Source organism: uncultured Limimaricola sp. (assembly GCF_964022235.1).
Lineage (GTDB): Bacteria > Pseudomonadota > Alphaproteobacteria > Rhodobacterales > Rhodobacteraceae > Limimaricola.
The window spans coordinates 57,522-73,085 of the sequence record NZ_CAXHZL010000001.1 but is presented as its reverse complement, the minus strand read 5'-3'; the positions used below and the strand labels follow the sequence as shown (position 1 = coordinate 73,085).

Here is a 15,564-nt window from a genome sequence, read left to right as displayed (position 1 = left end):
CCCACCCGGGCGCGGGCCTTGGCTACTTTTCTCCGAAAATACTCATTCCGAGGTCGCGGCGCGGCGCATCGCTTCACACGAGGCGCAGCCCCGCCCCTTCGATCATCCGCCCGACCACCGCCGCCGGGTAGCCCGCGGCCCGCAACTCCGACAGCAGCCGCTCGGCCTCCTGTTCGGCGACGGCGGCGAGCAGCCCGCCCGCCGTTTGCGGGTCGAACATCAGGTCGGCGCGCGCACCGCCCGCCCCCATGATGACGGCACCCGCCCCCGACATGTTGTCAGCAAAGAGCGTCGAGCGCGTTCCCGCCTCGGCCAGTTCCAGCGCGCCCTCCATCAGTGGCACGTCGGCGAGACGCAACTCCGCGCCGCAGCCCGACGCCTCGCAAATGCCCGACAGATGCCCGGCAAGGCCAAAGCCGGTCACGTCGGTCATCGCCTGCGCGTCTCTCAGGATCGCGGAGGCCTCTCCCTGTTCGCGCTGCATCATGTCCCACGCCTGCGCCACGACCGGCCCCGGAGCCGCGCGCGCCATTTCGGCGGCGAGGATCGTGCCCGAGCCGATGGGCTTGGTAAGGATCAGCACCGCGCCGGGTCTGGCCCCGCCGAGCGTCACCGGATCGCCTTCGCAGATGCCGGTAACCGTAAAGCCCACCGTCAGCTCGGAGCCGAGCGAGCTGTGGCCGCCAAGGATATGCGCCCCCGCCGCGTCCATCACCTCGCGCGCGGCGGCCATGATCTCGGCCATGGTGCGGCGCTGCATCTCGGCGCTCATGCGCGGCAGGATCAGGCTGACGGTCGCGGCCTGCGGACGCGCTCCCATGGCCCAGACGTCGCCCAGCGCATGGATGGCCGTGATGCGGGTCATCAGGTCGGGGTCTTCGACAAAGCTGCGCAGGTGGTCGGTCGAGATCACCTGTTTCGCGCCGCCGGTGACGATCAGCCCCGCGTCATCACCGGGCAGCGGCAGCACGTCGGCGCGGGTGCGCGCGGGCAAGGCGCCCAAAGCTTCGCGCAGCGCGCCGCGCCCGACCTTGGCGCCGCAGCCGCCGCACATCGGCTTGTCGCCCAGCGCCTCGACCACGCCCTCGGCCACCGGATCGGGAAGCCGGGGGACCGCCATCTCGGGCAAGTCCGAAAGCTTTTGCATGAAGGTCCGGTCGATCCGATCCTTCCAGCGCCAGAGAAGAGGGTGGGCGACCGCGCGCCCCCATTTCTCGGCCATCGCCGCCTTGTCGCCGAGCGAGACGAGCTTGAGGTAGTCCTTTTGCGGGCGATACGCGCGCATCTCGCCGCCCGAGAGCGCCGCACGCAGGTTGTCATAGAGCACCGGGGCCTGCCGCACAGCAAAGACCCCGGCCTTGGACCGCGGCGTTTTGGACATGTGGGCGCAGTCGCCGACGGCAAAGACATGGGGCGCGCTGGTCTCCAGCGTCGGTGCGACGTCGACGAACCCATTCGTGGTCGCCAGCCCGGTTTCGGCCAGCCATCCATACGGCCGCGCCCCCGCTGCGCCGATGGTAAAATCCGAGGCCACATCGCGGCCGTCGTCGAGCAGCACCCGATCGGCTTCGATCCGCGCCACGCCGGTGCCTTCGATCACCGTGACCCCGAGCGCGGTCATGCGACCCAGAACGAGGCGGCGGGCGCTGTCGGAGGCCTCGGACAACACACAGTCCTTGTCGATCACCGTCACGGTCGTGGCGCGGTGGCGCAACCCATGCGCCGCCGCCATCGCCAGTTCGGCCCCCGCCACGCCGCCGCCGATCACCGCGACGCGCGCCGGGCCATCGCCTGCGCGGTACCGCCCCCAAGCGTGGGCGAGGACGCCCAGCGGCTTGGCCGGGACACCGTGTTCGGCAAAGCCTTTGAGCTGCGGCATCCGGCTGGTCACGCCGATGTCGAGCGAGGCCGCGTCAAAGCCGATGCGCCGCGCCCCCACGATCACCTCGCGCGCGGCGGGGTCAAGACCCTCGGCCCGCCCGAGGATCAGCCGCGCGCCGGCAAAACGCGCCAGCCGCACGAGGTCGATCTGGAGGGTATCCGCGTCGTAGTGACCCGCGACATAGCCCGGCAGCATCCCCGAATAGGCGGTAAGCGGGCCGGGGTCGATCAGCGTGAGACGCACGCCGGGCAGCGGCTTCATGCCCCAGCGTTTCAGCACCAGCGCATGGGAATGGCCACCGCCGATGAGCACGAGATCGCGGGTCAGGGGGATGAGGGGTGTCATGCGTGGGGATCTATCCCGGCGCGCCGCGGCGCGCCAGAGCGCCACAGGTTCATGGCACCAGCCAGCTGCCCTGCCAGCCCTCCTCGCGCTCGAACCGGGCACGGCGGTGGATCTCGCCCAGATGCAGCGCTTCGATCCGCATGATGCGCGCGCGCAGCACCGCAAAGCGCGCAGGGCGCGGGTTCGGATGCCACGCGTCGGCGGCGGCGATCGGCGTGCCGGGCGGCGGCACCGTGCCGTATTGGGCGCGCGCAGGCTCGGGCACATGCTGCCACAGCGCCTTCTCCTCCTCGTGCGGCAGACGGATCACATGGGCGCGCATCCGCACCTGCAAGGCAGCCTCGGCGTCCCAGAACTGCAACATGGCGCGCGGCCCGTCGGTCAGTTGCAGCACCTTGGCGGCGTCGGCGTCGGAATGCAGGTCGAGCGTCCAGTTCTCGGCGTCAAAGCCGCGCAGCACCATGGTTCGCGCCGTGGGCCAGCCTTGGGCGTCGCGTGTGGCCAACACCGGCAGCCGGGACGCGGCGTCCTTGTCCGTCATCCCTGCCGCGATGCGCCTGCGCACCAGATCCAGCAGCCCCGATAGCGTCGTGATGTCACTCATAACCCGTCATCTCCAGATACCCCCTGCCCGCGTGGCTTCCCGTGACGGTCACCGGCCCTTCCCAATAGGACGGCGACAGCGCGTTCCACGCGGCGTCGTTCAACGCCTCGACCTCGACCGCGACGCCCTCTGCGGGCAGGCGTACCGACCAGCGCACCGGCACCTCCGCCCCGTCGAGCCGCGCCGTCTCCAGCGGTTCGGCTTCAAAGGCCCCGACATAGGGCGTCAACGTCCCGTCGGGCGCGATCCAACTGGCATAACTGTAGCCTGCCGCGTCGTTTTCGCGAAGCTGGAAGCCCATCAGCTTGGCACCGTCCTCGAAGGACAGCGAGAACCAGTCCCAACCGGTCTGCCGATCCGAGAGCGGCTGCGAGGACCATTCATGGTCGAACCACGCCGTGCCGGTGACCTCGACCGGCCCCTCGGGCAGGCTCAGGCGTCCCGCGATATCGAAGAAGGGTTGCGAATAATAATAGCTCGCCTGCCCCTCTCCGGATTTGACCGAAAACCCCTCCTCGCCGTGCCGCACCAGCGGCCCCTGCGCGGTGAGGGTCATGTCATAGGCGAACTCCGGGCCGGAGGCGGCAAGCCGCATCGCATCGAAATCCGGCCCCGCCATGCGCCAGTCGTCGATCCATGCCTCGAACGGGGTGGCCGTCACCCCCGCCTGCCCGATGCCGCCGCGGGCGAGACGCTGGGTGAAGAGGTGGTCGTCGGGCGTGGTGACGGCGGCGTGGCCGAGCCAGATCTGCGGGCTGTCCCATCCCGCCGCCTCGTGCGGGGCGAGGGCCGAGCGAAACAGCGTCCATTGCAGCCCGTAAGGCGTGCCGTCGGGGCCGGTAAGATTGGCGGTAAGATACCACCATTCGATACGAAACTCCGGATGCGCGCCGTGATCGGCGGGAAAGGCGAGAGCCTGCCCCTTCTCGGGCAGGGCAAAGCCCCCCGCCTCGCCCCCGAGCCCGGCAAAGCCCTGCGCTTGGGCAAGGCCGGGCAGGCAGACCAGCAGCAGGATCCTAGCGTTCACTGGCGAAAACTCCCAAGAGCGCCGCGGGCGGCGTGCGCGCCAGCCGGATCGCGGGCCACAGCGCCGCGAGCCCGGCGGCGAGCAGCGCAAACAGGCCAAGCTGTGCATAGGCCGCCGGAAACAGGTACATTGGCAGCCGCCAGCCAAAGGCCGCGACGTTGACGACCGAGAGCAGCACCCAGGCCAGCGCAAGGCCCAGCGGCAGCGCCACCAGCGCCGTCAGCGCCGCCAGAAGCACCGCGCGCAGCATCTCCAGCCCCGCGAGGCGGCGACGCGTCAGGCCCAGCGCCCAGACCGGAGCCAGCTGTGGCAGCCTGAGTGCAGCCAGCGTCAGGAGCGACATCAGGATTGCGAACCCCGCGACCGCCAGCGTTAGCACGTTGAGCGCCGCTGTCACCGCGAAGGTGCGCTCGAACACCTGCAGCGAAAACCGCTTGAGCGCCACCTGATCGGTAATCGCGGCCTCGGCCACACCCTCGGCCAGCAGTGCTGCGCGGATGTCGGGCACCTGCTCCGGGTCGAGCCGCAGGCCGAAGCGGTGCGGCACGATCTCGGGGTGCAGGGTCCTGAACAGCGCCTCGGTGACGATCACCTGCCCCACCGGGTTGCCATAATCGCCGTAGATGCCCAGCACCGGCAGTGCGGTCTGGGGGCCCAAGGACACCGTGTCACCCAAGCCGAGCCCCGCGCGGCGGGAAAGCTGCTCGTTGATCAGCACGCCTTCGCGCACAGCGAGATGCTCCCACGGGCGCGGCACCGATTGCAAAAAGCGCCAGTTCTCAGGGTAGGTCGGATCGGGCCGCGCGAGGTTCAACTCGGCTGGCAACCCCGCGACTTGGGTCTCGACCGAGGCCAGCGGCAGCACCGACCGGACGCGAGGGGCGAGGAAGGCCTCGACCGTACGGGCCTGCGCGTCGTCCGCCGCCTCGATGTAGAGCTCCGGCGCGAGGCGTTGGTCGAGAAAGCCGGTGAAGGTCTGGCGGAAGGAGCCGACCATGGTCGAGACGCCGATGTTGGCGGCCATCGCCAGCAGCAGCGCCATCAACGCCAGCGACAGGCCCGGCAGCTGCTGCCGCGTGTCAGCCCAGAACCACTGCGCCAACGGGCCACGCGCCAGCCGTGCCGCCGCCGCCAGCGCCGCGCCCAGCAGCAGCGGCAGCGCCAGCGCCGCGCCAACGAGACCCGCGCCTAGAATGCCGAAGCCCGCGACCAGCCCTTCGCCCCAGAGTGCCAGCCCCGCCGCCACACCGATCAGCACGAGCGCCAGCGCGCCCTGCCAGCGCGCGCTGCGTGCATCCGCCATGGCCCAGGCCCGCCTGCCGCCCGCCGCCAAAAGCGGCATCGTCGCGATGCGCCACAGCGCCGCCCCCGCCGCCAGCGCCGTTCCCAGCACCGCAATGCCAAGGCCCGACAGCCACCAGACCGGGCGAAAGGCCAGCCCCCCCGCCACCTCGGCCCCGTAGAGCCCGCGCAGCGTCGCGGCCACGTCGGGCAGCAGGCTGGCCGCCAGCAGCCAGCCCAAGCCGACGCCGAGCGTGCCCGCCACCAGCGAAATCCCGACCAGTTCGGCCACCATCAGGACGACCAGCCGCCCCAGCGGCACGCCCAGCGCCCGCATGGTGCGCAGTACCGGGCGGCGCTGCTCGAAGGCGAGACCCACTGCGCCGTGCACGATGAAGATGCCCACCGCGAAACACAAAAGGCCAAAGGCAGTGAGGTTGAGGTGAAAGCTGTCGGTGAGCCGTCCGATCTCCGATCCCCCTTGCGCCGGGCGCAGCACGAGGTCGGGCGCGATGTCAAAGAGGTCGGCACGACCCAAGGGCTGTTCGGCCGCTACCAGAAGCAGATCGACGCCGTCACGGCCCAGCAGCCGCTGCGCCACGGAAATATCGGTAACGACGGTGCCGGGTGCCACGTCGGGCGCCACCACCCGTTCGGCCTCGACCTCGGGCAGCGCGGCGAGCGCCTCGGCGCGGCCAAAGACCTGCCCCGCGCCGCCCAGAAACGCCGCGATGTCGGCTCCTTCGGCCCCCGGTCCGATGCCGCCTGGCGCGGTCAGGGGCTCGATCCCCACCATCTGCACATCGCCCAGACGGCCCTGCACCACCGGGCTGACCTGCCAGCCCGCGCGGCGCAGCGCCACGTAATCCGAGAGCGCGATCTCGCCCCCCGACGTGGCCTCGATCCGGGCGTATTGCCCCTCGCCCAAGGTCGCGGCGGCGGCGTCGTAGCTCGCCCGGGCCTCGGCGTTGATCGCCTGCACCCCGGACCACAGCCCCGTGGCGAGCGCCAGCCCAGCGATCAGCGTGAAAAGTTGCAGCGGCGCGCGCCGCCAATGCGACAGCAGCGCCCAGAGCACGGTGGGGGTCACGCGATGCGCCCCGCGTGCAGGTGCAGCCGCCGTCCCATCCGGGCGGCGTGATGCGTCGAATGCGTGACCATGAGCAGCGCCGCGCCCGTCTCGGCGACCAGTTCGAGCATCGCGCCCAGCACCGCCTCGGCGGTGGCCTCGTCGAGATTGCCGGTGGGCTCGTCGGCCAGAACGAGGCGGGGCCGCGCGGCGAGGGTCCGGGCAATGGCGGTGCGCTGTTGCTGACCGCCCGAAAGCTGCTCGGGGTATTTCGCCAGATGCGGGCCGAGGCCGAGGCGTTCGGCCAGCGCGGCCGTCATCGCGGCGTCGTGCCGCCCCGCGAGGCGTGCCTGAAAGGCGATGTTGTCGCCAACATTCAGCGAGGGGATCAGGTTGAACTGCTGAAACACTACCCCCACAGTGCCGCGCCGCAGCGCCGCGCGACCGGAATCGTCGAGCGCGGTGACCTCCACCCCGCCCACGTCGATGCGCCCCGCGTCGGGCCGATCCAGCCCGCCCACCAGATGCAGCAGCGTCGACTTGCCCGATCCGCTTTCTCCGGTCAGGGCCATGCTCTCGCCCTCGTCCAGATCGAGGTCGATGCCGCGCAGCACCGGCACCGGCCCCTCGGCACCGGCAAAGCTCTTTCGGATGTTACGGAGTTTCAACAGCATGTGGCCAAGCTAGGCCATTCGGGGCGGCGGGAAACAGCAATGGTGTCGCAGGCTTCCCGGGCCTTGGGTTCGGGGACGCAGGCCCGCCCCAAGGACCCGCCCCCTTGTGCAGCGGGCGGGTTTCGGGGTTTTGTAGGTACAAACCGCCGTCCTTCAACCTTGGAGGACCGACAGACCCTGAGGACGCGCACCGATTTGACCCCCCCACGGAGCCTGCGACAGCGGCTGAGATCGGATCTCGCGCCCTGCCACGACCAGCTCGACCGTTTCTTTTCCGACATAGACCTGGCCACCTGGTCCGGCCTTTCGCTGTTTTTGCGCGCGCACCGCGCCGCCTTTGCCGCCATCCGGCCCGCACCGGGCGGGCGCACCGGCCAGCCCCTTCTCGATACGATGATCGCGGCCATCGACGCGGATCTGCGGCATCTGCAGGCGCCGCCGCCGCCACTGATGCCCGCCCTGACGCTGACCCATGCCGGTGCGCAGGACTACGTGCTGCTCGGCTCCCGGCTCGGCAGTCAGGTGCTGCGACGGCGCTGGCAGGGGGCGACGGACCCGCTATTGCAGGGGGCTGAGGCCTATCTGTCGCTGCCGCCCCTGACCGACCGCTGGCGCGCCTATTGCGAGGCGGCCGGGGCACGGCCCGCCGAAGGTACGGAAGCGGACGCCGAACTGGCGCAAGCGTGCCTGCTGTTTGAACTCTTTCTGGCGGCGGGTCATGCTGCGCGTCGCGATATTGCCACCTCCCCTAGCCAACGGACCGCCTGAATGACCGACACAGCGGCCTCTGCGCCAGTAGAGCTCAGCAATTGCGACCGCGAACAGATCCAGTTTCTGGGTCATGTGCAGCCTTATGGCTGCCTGATCTCCGTCTCCGGCGACTGGGTGGTGCAGCATGTCTCGGCCAATATCGACGACATGCTCGGCCTCGATCCCGAGGCCGCGATCGGCGCGCGGTTCCTTGAGCTGTTTCCGCGCGAGGTGGTGCATCACCTGCGGGGCCGGATCCAGATCCTCGGGCAGGATTCGGGGGCCGCGCGGATCTACGGCGTCGACCTGTTCGAGGACGGGCGGTTTTTCGACGTCTCGGTGCACGCCTCGGGGTCGAGCTACCTGTTCGAGTTCGAGCCCAAGAACCAGTTGGCGATGCGAGACGAGATGTCTCTCGTGCAGCCTCTGATCGCCCGTGTGCGCCGCCGCCGCGAAATCCCGGCGATGGCACGCGAGGCGGCGCGCGCGATGAAGGCCCTGACCGGCTTCGATCGGGTGATGGTCTATCAGTTCCAGCGCGACGACAGCGGGTCGGTCATCGCAGAAGCCGCCAGTCCCGGGATGACGCCGTTCCTCGGGCTGCGCTTTCCGGCCAGCGACATCCCCAAGCAGGCGCGCGATCTCTATCTGCGCAGCCCGATCCGGCTCATCATGGATGTGGATGCCGCGCCGCAGCCGATCCTGCCAGCTCTCGGCCCCGAAGGGTCGCCGCTCGACCTGTCGCTGTCGGTGACGCGGGCGGTGTCGCCGATCCATCTCGAATATCTGCGCAACATGGGCGTGGCCGCGTCGATGTCGGTCTCGATCCTGCGCGAAGGGCGTCTTTGGGGGCTCATCGCCTGTCACCACAACACGCCGCATTACATCGACTATGAAAAACGCTCGACGGTGGAGCTGTTCACGCAGCTATTTTCCTACGAGATCGCCGCCGTCGAGACCGACGCAGAGCGCCAGCAAACCTTGCAGGCGCGGATGCTGCACACGGGGCTGGTCGAGCGCATGACCGACATCACCGCCATCGGCCAGAACTTCGAACACATCGCCCGCGCGATCGGCGAGGTGATCCCCTTCGACGGCATCGCCATCTGGATCAACGACCGGTTTCACGCGATTGGCTCCGCGCCGACACGCGAGGAGTTCATGGGGCTGCTGCGGCATCTGCACGGCGTGGCGGCGGGGCGGGTTCACACCACGGATCGCCTGATGGACCGCTACCCGGCGGCCGATGGCTTCGTGGAGCGCGCGGCGGGGATGCTGTCGCTGCCGATCAGTCGCGGCCCGCGCGATTACATCGTGCTGTTTCGCCGCGAACAGGTGCAGGAGGTGACTTGGGCGGGCGATCCGTCCAAGCCAGTGCAGCCGGGCCCCAACGGGTTGAGGCTTACCCCGCGCAAGAGTTTCGAAGCCTGGACCGAGACGGTGCGTCACCAAAGCGCGCCCTGGACCGACAGCGAGATCGCCGCCGCCGAGACGATCCGCATCACCCTGCTCGAAGTGGTGCTCAAGTTCGCCGACGATTCCATCGCCGAGCGCAAGCGCGCGCAGGAGCGTCAGGAGCTGCTCATCGCCGAGCTGAACCACCGGGTGCGCAACATTCTCAACCTGATCCGGGGCCTCGTGTCGCAAAGCCGCTCGGGCGTCACCTCTGTGGGCGACTACACCCGCATCCTCGACGGACGCATCGACGCGCTGGCCCGCGCGCATGACCAGCTCACCGGCTCGGACTGGGAGGCGGCGTCTCTCAAGGAGCTGATCGAGACCGAAGTCACCGCTTTCGTCTCAGCGCAGCGCGACCGGGTCCGGATCACCGGCGACGACGTGCTGCTGGCGCCAGAGGCGTTTTCGACACTGGCGCTGGTGGTGCACGAGCTGGTGACCAACGCCGCGAAATACGGTGCGCTCAAGCATGACCATGGCACGGTGAACATCACCCTGACCCGGCTCAACGACCATGGGCTCAGGATGGATTGGCGCGAGCGCGGCGGCGCCGCGGTGAAGGCCCCCGAAGGGCGCGGCTTTGGCACCACGGTAATCGAACGCTCGATCCCCTTCGAGCTGGGTGGCGAAGCGGAGCTGCGCTTCGCGCTCACCGGCACGGAGGCCAGCTTTTCCATTCCGGCGCGCTTCGTCTCGACCGCCCCCGAGCGCCCGGTATCGGCACCCGACCAGAGCGGCGCGTCGATGCCCGACGAGCAGTCGATGCAACTGTCGGGGCGCGCGTTGATCGTCGAGGATAACATGATCATCGCGATGGACGGCGCCGACATTCTGGCCGAGCTGGGCTGCGAGGATGTCGCGACCGCCAGCGGCGTGGGCGAGGCGCTGCGGCTGATCGAGGCGGGGCATTTCGACATCGCGCTGCTCGACGTGAACCTCGGTCACGAAACCTCGGTGCCGGTGGCCGACGCGCTGCGCGCGCGCGGTGTGCCGTTCCTGCTGGCGACGGGCTATGGGGCCACCGACGGCATCGCCGAAGCCTATCCCGAGGCGGTAATCCTGAAAAAGCCTTATACCAAGCGCAGCGTTCAGGCGGGTTTCCATGCCTTGCTGCGCGGCGTGGACTGAGGGCGGGTGCCGATGCGGTCTGGACCTCGCTGCGCGGGCGGGGCAGTCTGCCGCCGGTATCATCGAACGGGAGACGAAGGCATGGTCGGATCGACGGGGCGCGGCATGACCGCTCTGGCAGCACTGGCGGTTCTGGCGGGTTGCGAGGCGCTGCCATCGGCGGCCCCTTCCGATCAGGCCGTGCCCATGGCCTTTTCCGACTGCCTGTCGCGCATCGACGCGACGGCGACGCGGATCGGTCAGACGCCGGCCATGCTGGCCGAGACCTCCGACAGCCGCATCGTGCGCTTTCGCGACCAGGGCGAAATCGTCACCGTCACCTGCGACGCCGCGACCGCGCGCATGGTGGTGCAGACACGTCCCGCCCCGGTCGAGACCGTCGCGAGCTTCTGAGGGGTTCGCGCGGCCCCGTCCCGCGCCGTTCGGCGCAGGAAACCGGGCCGCACCGATCCGATTGTGCCAAGACCGGGTTTGGCCCGGACCCTCGGGGGACCTGCGATGGACGAGCACCGCGACGATGTGGAGATCCCCGCATGGGTGGACGATCGGCTGGTGCCGGTCGACAAGATCGAGGTGCATCGACGCGGGTTGCGCCACCCGGCGGTGAGCATCTTCGTGATGTGGGAAGGGCGCACCTTGCTGCAGCAACGCGCGGCGGCCAAGTACCACACCCCCGGCCTTTGGGCCAACAGCTGCTGCACCCACCCGCACTGGGGCGAGGCCGCCGAGGATTGTGCCCGACGTAGGATCGACGAGGAGTTGGGACTACGCGATCTGCCACTGCGGCGGCTGGGCCAGATCGAATACCGCGCCCCGGTGGGCGCGGATCTGATCGAGCACGAACTGGTCGAAGTGTTTCTGGCGGAGCCTTTGCACGAACCCCGACCCATGCCCGATCCGGCGGAGGTTCAGGACACGGACTGGATCACGCTGGAAGCCCTGCGCGCCGACATCGCGGCGCGCCCGGATCGCTATACCCCGTGGCTCCGGATCTACCTCGCCGAGACGGGGCTGGCGCTGTGAGATCCTATCACTTGCTGGCTGCGGCCTGAGAGGTCAGCGTCCCGAGATAGGCATAGATGTCGGCGGCGTTCTGCGGATCGCGCACCCGGTAGGCCATCTTGCCCCGCGCCCTCCGATCATCCAGCGCCGCGCGCAGCCAAGCGGTCGGATCCTGAACATAGCCCAGAAACCGCTCCTCGCTCCACTGGACGCCACGAGCGTTCAACTCTTCCATGGCATCGCCATAGCGGAATCCCTCGACCGAGCCGATCACCCGCCCTTCCAGACCATAGAGGTTGGGTCCGGTGCGGGCATTGCGCCCGGCCAGCACGCGGCCATCGGGGTCTTGCACCACATGGCAAGACACGCACTGCCGACCGAACTGCATCTCGCCATTGGCGACATCCTGCGCCAGTGCCGGGGCCGACCAAAGCCCCAGCCCGGCCAAAGCCATCGCCGCGCTTCGTGACAGCAAATTCATCGAGATCTCCTTGAACCCGTAAGCGACCGATGCCCCAGTCAGTCTAGCAGATATATGCTCGGCGCGGGGCATCCAATCCCCCTTCGCGACACGTCACCGTGTCGCGAAGGGCCGGGGTCAGTCTTGGGAGATCAGCCCCTCCATCACCTGATCGAGCGTCGCGGGCAGGTTGCGCACGCGCACGCCACAGGCGTTTTCGATGGCATTGATCACCGCCGAGCCCGATCCGCAGATCGCCAGCTCACCGATGCCCTTGGCTTGCAGCGGGTTGGCCCAGTCGTCGCGCTCCTCGAGGAAGTGCACGCCGAGTTGCGGCACGTCGAGGTTCACCGGCACGTGGTATTCGGCCAGATCGCGGTTCACCATGTGACCGTCGCGCGGATCGTGCTCCAGCGCCTCGGTCAGCGCGATGCCGATCCCCCAGATCATGCCGCCATGGCATTGCGAGCGCGCGGTCTTGAGGTTGAGGATGCGTCCGCAGGCAAAGGTGCCGTCCATGCGCCGCACTCGCGTCTCGCCGGTGATGTCCGACACCGCGACCTCGGCGAAGACCGCGCCCCAGGTCGCCTGCCGCACGTCCTGCCCGGCCTTGCCCGGCTCCAGATGGCCCAGCGCGCGCCATTCCTCGTCGTCCAGCACCTCGCCCAGCGGCGTCTTGCGGTTGTCGTGGATCGCGTGGCCGTCCTTCAGCGTCAGCTCGGTTTCCTTGACGCCGATCTTCGCCGCCAACCGCTCGCGCAGCTCCATGCAGGCGAGATAGACCGCCGTCGAGGTCGAGGCCGCGCCGAAGCTGCCGCCAGAGCCCGAGGCGGGCGGCAGGTCGGTGTCACCCAGAACCGTCTCGACCTGTGCCGGCGCAAAGCCCAGCATTTCGGCCGCCACCTGTGTCAGGATCGCGTAGGAGCCGGTGCCGATGTCGGTCATGTCGCATTCGACCCGCACGCCCTGCCCGGTCAGTACGACCCGCGCGCGCGCCTCGATCATCGAGTTAACGCGCACGCAGCCCGCCATACCGGTGCCGATCCACCATTCGCCCTCGCGCCGCTGACGCGGAGCCGTGTGCGTCCAACCAAAACGCTTGGCTCCCTCGCGCAGCGTCGCCTCCATGGTCGAAGACGAGAACGGCTTGCCGTTCTCGGGGTGTTTGTCGGGCACGTTGCGCAGCCGGAATTCCAGCGGGTCGATGCCCGCCTTCTTGGCCAGTTCGTCCACCGCGATCTCGAAGGCGGTGACGCCCACCGCCTCGCCCGGCGCGCGGACCGACCCGGCGGCGGGGCGTCGGATGCGGGCAATGTGGTGCCCCACCAGCCGATTGGGCGCGGCGTATTGGAAATGCGTGCCTTGGGCTACCGGCTCCGAGAACACCTCGCCCGGAAGCTGGCTCACGAGGTTCTCGTGACCGATGGCCGCGAGCTTGCCCTCCGCGTCGCAGGCGAGCCGGATGCGCTGCTTGGTCTCCGAGCGACGGGTGACGGTTTCGAACACCTGTCGGCGGTGCATCACCACGGACACGGGCCGGGCGAGCGCCTTGGCCGCCAGCGATGCGGCCACCGCCTCGGGTGCGAGGCCAAGCTTGGAGCCGAAACCGCCGCCGACATAGGGCGACAGGATGCGGACCTTCTCGGGTGCGAGGTCCAGCACGTCGGCCAGCTCCTTCTTGTTGAAGCGAAGCAGCTGGTAGGAGCCGCGCAGCGTCACGGCGCCGTCCTCATCCCACTGGGCGATCGAGGCATGCGGCTCCATTGCCGCGCTCGACATCGAGGAGGTGCGGTAGTTGTTGTCGATCGAGAAGGCCGCACTGGTCATGGCCCCCTCGAAGTCGCCCTGCAAAAGCTGCTTCTTCTCGGGCGTCTCGACCTCGGCCTCGGGGCTTTCGGGGTCGAAGACATGGGTGCCATCGGGCTCGATCGTCACCAGCATCGCCTGTGCCGCGTGACGCGCCTGCTCGAAGGTCTCGGCCACGACGCAGGCCACCGGCTGACCGACGTACCAGACCTGACCCTGCTTCTGGATCGGGGATTTCCCGGCCATGCCTTGGGCCGCGTTGCGGATCATCCGCTCGTCTTCGACCACGTGCAGCACGCCGGGCATCGCCATGATGTCCTGGGCATTCGACCCGGTGATCCGGCCGATCGTGGCCGCCACCACGAGATAGCCATAGGCCAGCCCCTCGGGGTGGGCCTCAGCGGCATAGGTTGCCTGCCCCGATACCTTGAGCGGCCCTTCGGGGCGGTCCATGTCGGTGCCCAGCACGCCTTGGGCCATGCCGTCGAGGCGGCGGTCGGTGTCGGGGGTGTCGTGCTTGAGGTGACGCGTGGTTTCCAGTGTCATTGATCGGTCTCCGTCGCCTGCGTCAGAACGGCGGCAAGGGTGCGCCGCGTCAGCGGGATCTTGAAATCATTGCCGCCATGGCCTTTGGCCTCGGCCAGCAGGATATCGGCGGCGCGGTCGAACAGCGCCTTGGACGGCACCTCGCCCACGAGGGCCTTTTCGACCTCGGCATCGCGCCATGGCATCGGACCCAGACCGCCGAAGGCGAGCTGCGCCTGCGTGATCCTGCCATCCTCGACCGACACCACGGCAGCGACCGAGACCAGCGCGAAGGCATAGGATGAGCGGTCGCGCACCTTGCGATAGATCTGGCGGCCACCAGCGGGGGCGGGCAGGATCACGGCGGTGATCAACTCGCCCGCTTCCAGCACCGTCTCGATATGCGGCGTGTCGCCGGGGCTGCGGTAGAAAGCGTCAAGCGCCACTTCTCGGCGGCCTCGGGTGCCCTCGATCTCGACCTTGGCGCCGAGACAACGCATGGCGACGGCCATGTCCGACGGATGCGTGGCGATGCAGTGCTCGGAGGTGCCCAAAATCGCGAGGATGCGGTTCATCCCGTCCTTGGCCGCGCAGCCGGTGCCCGGCTCGCGCTTGTTGCAAGGCTCGCCCCGGTCATAGAAGTAATAGCACCGCGTGCGTTGCAGCAGGTTGCCGCCCGTCGTCGCCTTGTTGCGCAGCTGCCCGCTGGCCCCGGCGAGCAAGGCCCGGCTCAGCACCGGCCATCCCTTGCGCACGCGCGCGTCGGCGGCGAGGTCGGAGTTAGTGACGAGCGCGCCGATGCGCAGCCCGCCGGCCTCGGTCTCCTCGATGCCGCCGAGATCTAGCCTTGTGATGTCGACGAGCTTGCCCGGCGCCATCACCTCGAGCTTCATCAGGTCCAGCAGGTTGGTGCCGCCAGCAATGAAGCGTGTGTCGTCATGGCTGCCTTCGCGCACCGCCTCGGCCGTGTCGCCCGCGCGCAGATAATCGAACGCCCTCATGCCTTGGCCTCCTCTTTGGCCACCTGCCGGATCGCGTCGACAATGCCGGGGTAGCACGAGCATCGGCACAGGTTGCCGCTCATCCGCTCGGAAATCTCTTCGATCGAGGCGTCCACCTGCGCCTCCAGATCGTCCGTCACATTGCTGGGCCAGCCCGCTTTGATCTCGTCCAGCATCGCGGTAGCCGAGCATATCTGTCCCGGCGTGCAGTAGCCGCATTGGTAGCCGTCGTGCTCGACGAAGGCGCGTTGCAGCGGCGACAGGTCCTCGGGCTTGCCCAGCCCCTCGACCGTGGTGATCTCATCGCCGTCGTGCATGCAGGCCAGCGTCAGACAGGAGTTGATGCGCCGCCCGTTGACGATGACGGTGCAGGCCCCGCATTGGCCGTGGTCGCAACCCTTCTTGGACCCGGTGAGCCCGAGGTGGTCGCGCAGCGCGTCGAGAAGCGTGGTGCGGGTGTCGAGGTCGAGCGCGTGCGTCTCGCCGTTGATGTCGAGATTGAACTGCATTGGGGAAATCCTTCGGCGTCCGGACAGTCGGTCTCAACCGATG

General features: G+C 68.9%; 13 protein-coding genes. 4 read left to right on the top strand and 9 right to left on the bottom strand.

Features of this window, described 5'->3' with window-relative positions; genetic code table 11:
- Positions 1–73: 73 nt before the first annotated feature.
- The 5 genes from selD to AADJ02_RS00345 are packed head-to-tail and all read right to left on the bottom strand — an operon-like array spanning position 74 to position 6,882.
- Positions 74–2,227 (bottom strand): selenide, water dikinase SelD, encoded by a 2,154-nt coding sequence (gene selD / locus AADJ02_RS00365; RefSeq protein ID WP_341211016.1) that lies wholly within the window; start codon positions 2,225–2,227, stop codon positions 74–76.
- A gap of 49 nt (positions 2,228–2,276) precedes the next feature.
- The gene (locus AADJ02_RS00360) at positions 2,277–2,831 is read right to left on the bottom strand and encodes a pyridoxamine 5'-phosphate oxidase family protein (RefSeq protein WP_341211015.1); all 555 of its coding nucleotides are present in this window, start codon (positions 2,829–2,831) and stop codon (positions 2,277–2,279) included.
- On the bottom strand, positions 2,824–3,858 hold the full coding sequence (locus AADJ02_RS00355; RefSeq protein ID WP_341211014.1) for a lipocalin-like domain-containing protein: 1,035 nt from the start codon (positions 3,856–3,858) through the stop codon (positions 2,824–2,826). The genes AADJ02_RS00360 and AADJ02_RS00355 overlap by 8 nt, the downstream gene beginning before the upstream one ends.
- A complete protein-coding gene (locus AADJ02_RS00350; RefSeq protein ID WP_341211013.1) occupies positions 3,848–6,229 on the bottom strand; it encodes an FtsX-like permease family protein in 2,382 nt (793 codons plus the stop codon). The genes AADJ02_RS00355 and AADJ02_RS00350 overlap by 11 nt, the downstream gene beginning before the upstream one ends.
- On the bottom strand, positions 6,226–6,882 hold the full coding sequence (locus tag AADJ02_RS00345; protein ID WP_341211012.1) for an ABC transporter ATP-binding protein: 657 nt from the start codon (positions 6,880–6,882) through the stop codon (positions 6,226–6,228). The genes AADJ02_RS00350 and AADJ02_RS00345 overlap by 4 nt, the downstream gene beginning before the upstream one ends.
- A 195-nt stretch (positions 6,883–7,077) precedes the next feature.
- Between AADJ02_RS00345 and AADJ02_RS00340 the strand changes: the two genes are divergently transcribed.
- From AADJ02_RS00340 to idi, 4 genes are all read left to right on the top strand, one after another.
- Positions 7,078–7,650, top strand: a complete 573-nt coding sequence (locus AADJ02_RS00340; RefSeq protein ID WP_341211011.1) for a hypothetical protein — start codon at positions 7,078–7,080, stop codon at positions 7,648–7,650.
- A complete protein-coding gene (locus tag AADJ02_RS00335) occupies positions 7,651–10,218 on the top strand; it encodes an HWE histidine kinase domain-containing protein (protein WP_341211010.1) in 2,568 nt (855 codons plus the stop codon). It abuts the gene before it with no gap.
- Between the two features lie 81 nt (positions 10,219–10,299).
- A complete protein-coding gene (locus AADJ02_RS00330) occupies positions 10,300–10,611 on the top strand; it encodes a hypothetical protein (RefSeq protein ID WP_341211009.1) in 312 nt (103 codons plus the stop codon).
- Between the two features lie 105 nt (positions 10,612–10,716).
- Entirely contained in the window at positions 10,717–11,241 is a 525-nt protein-coding gene (gene idi, locus AADJ02_RS00325) for an isopentenyl-diphosphate delta-isomerase (RefSeq protein ID WP_341211008.1), read from the top strand.
- 7 nt (positions 11,242–11,248) lie between these two features.
- Here the strand turns inward: idi and AADJ02_RS00320 are convergent, their stop codons facing one another.
- From AADJ02_RS00320 to AADJ02_RS00305, 4 genes are all read right to left on the bottom strand, one after another.
- Entirely contained in the window at positions 11,249–11,701 is a 453-nt protein-coding gene (locus AADJ02_RS00320) for a cytochrome C (RefSeq protein ID WP_341211007.1), read from the bottom strand.
- 117 nt (positions 11,702–11,818) lie between these two features.
- The gene (locus tag AADJ02_RS00315) at positions 11,819–14,032 is read right to left on the bottom strand and encodes a xanthine dehydrogenase family protein molybdopterin-binding subunit (RefSeq protein WP_341211006.1); all 2,214 of its coding nucleotides are present in this window, start codon (positions 14,030–14,032) and stop codon (positions 11,819–11,821) included.
- The gene (locus tag AADJ02_RS00310; RefSeq protein WP_341211005.1) at positions 14,029–15,012 is read right to left on the bottom strand and encodes a xanthine dehydrogenase family protein subunit M; all 984 of its coding nucleotides are present in this window, start codon (positions 15,010–15,012) and stop codon (positions 14,029–14,031) included. The genes AADJ02_RS00315 and AADJ02_RS00310 overlap by 4 nt, the downstream gene beginning before the upstream one ends.
- A complete protein-coding gene (locus AADJ02_RS00305; RefSeq protein ID WP_341211004.1) occupies positions 15,009–15,521 on the bottom strand; it encodes a 2Fe-2S iron-sulfur cluster-binding protein in 513 nt (170 codons plus the stop codon). Before AADJ02_RS00305 ends, AADJ02_RS00310 begins: the two co-directional genes overlap by 4 nt.
- Between the last annotated feature and the right edge of the window lie 43 nt (positions 15,522–15,564).

What these genes read in the sequence shown, in the direction of transcription:
- AADJ02_RS00330 (WP_341211009.1), top strand. Translation starts at nt 10,300, where the DNA reads ATGGTCGGATCGACGGGGCGCGGCATGACCGCTCTGGCAGCACTGGCG.
- AADJ02_RS00310 (WP_341211005.1), bottom strand. Translation starts at nt 15,012, where the DNA reads ATGAGGGCGTTCGATTATCTGCGCGCGGGCGACACGGCCGAGGCGGTG.
- AADJ02_RS00335 (WP_341211010.1), top strand. Translation starts at nt 7,651, where the DNA reads ATGACCGACACAGCGGCCTCTGCGCCAGTAGAGCTCAGCAATTGCGAC.
- AADJ02_RS00345 (WP_341211012.1), bottom strand. Translation starts at nt 6,882, where the DNA reads ATGCTGTTGAAACTCCGTAACATCCGAAAGAGCTTTGCCGGTGCCGAG.
- AADJ02_RS00360 (WP_341211015.1), bottom strand. Translation starts at nt 2,831, where the DNA reads ATGAGTGACATCACGACGCTATCGGGGCTGCTGGATCTGGTGCGCAGG.
- AADJ02_RS00320 (WP_341211007.1), bottom strand. Translation starts at nt 11,701, where the DNA reads ATGAATTTGCTGTCACGAAGCGCGGCGATGGCTTTGGCCGGGCTGGGG.
- AADJ02_RS00315 (WP_341211006.1), bottom strand. Translation starts at nt 14,032, where the DNA reads ATGACACTGGAAACCACGCGTCACCTCAAGCACGACACCCCCGACACC.
- selD (WP_341211016.1), bottom strand. Translation starts at nt 2,227, where the DNA reads ATGACACCCCTCATCCCCCTGACCCGCGATCTCGTGCTCATCGGCGGT.
- idi (WP_341211008.1), top strand. Translation starts at nt 10,717, where the DNA reads ATGGACGAGCACCGCGACGATGTGGAGATCCCCGCATGGGTGGACGAT.
- AADJ02_RS00305 (WP_341211004.1), bottom strand. Translation starts at nt 15,521, where the DNA reads ATGCAGTTCAATCTCGACATCAACGGCGAGACGCACGCGCTCGACCTC.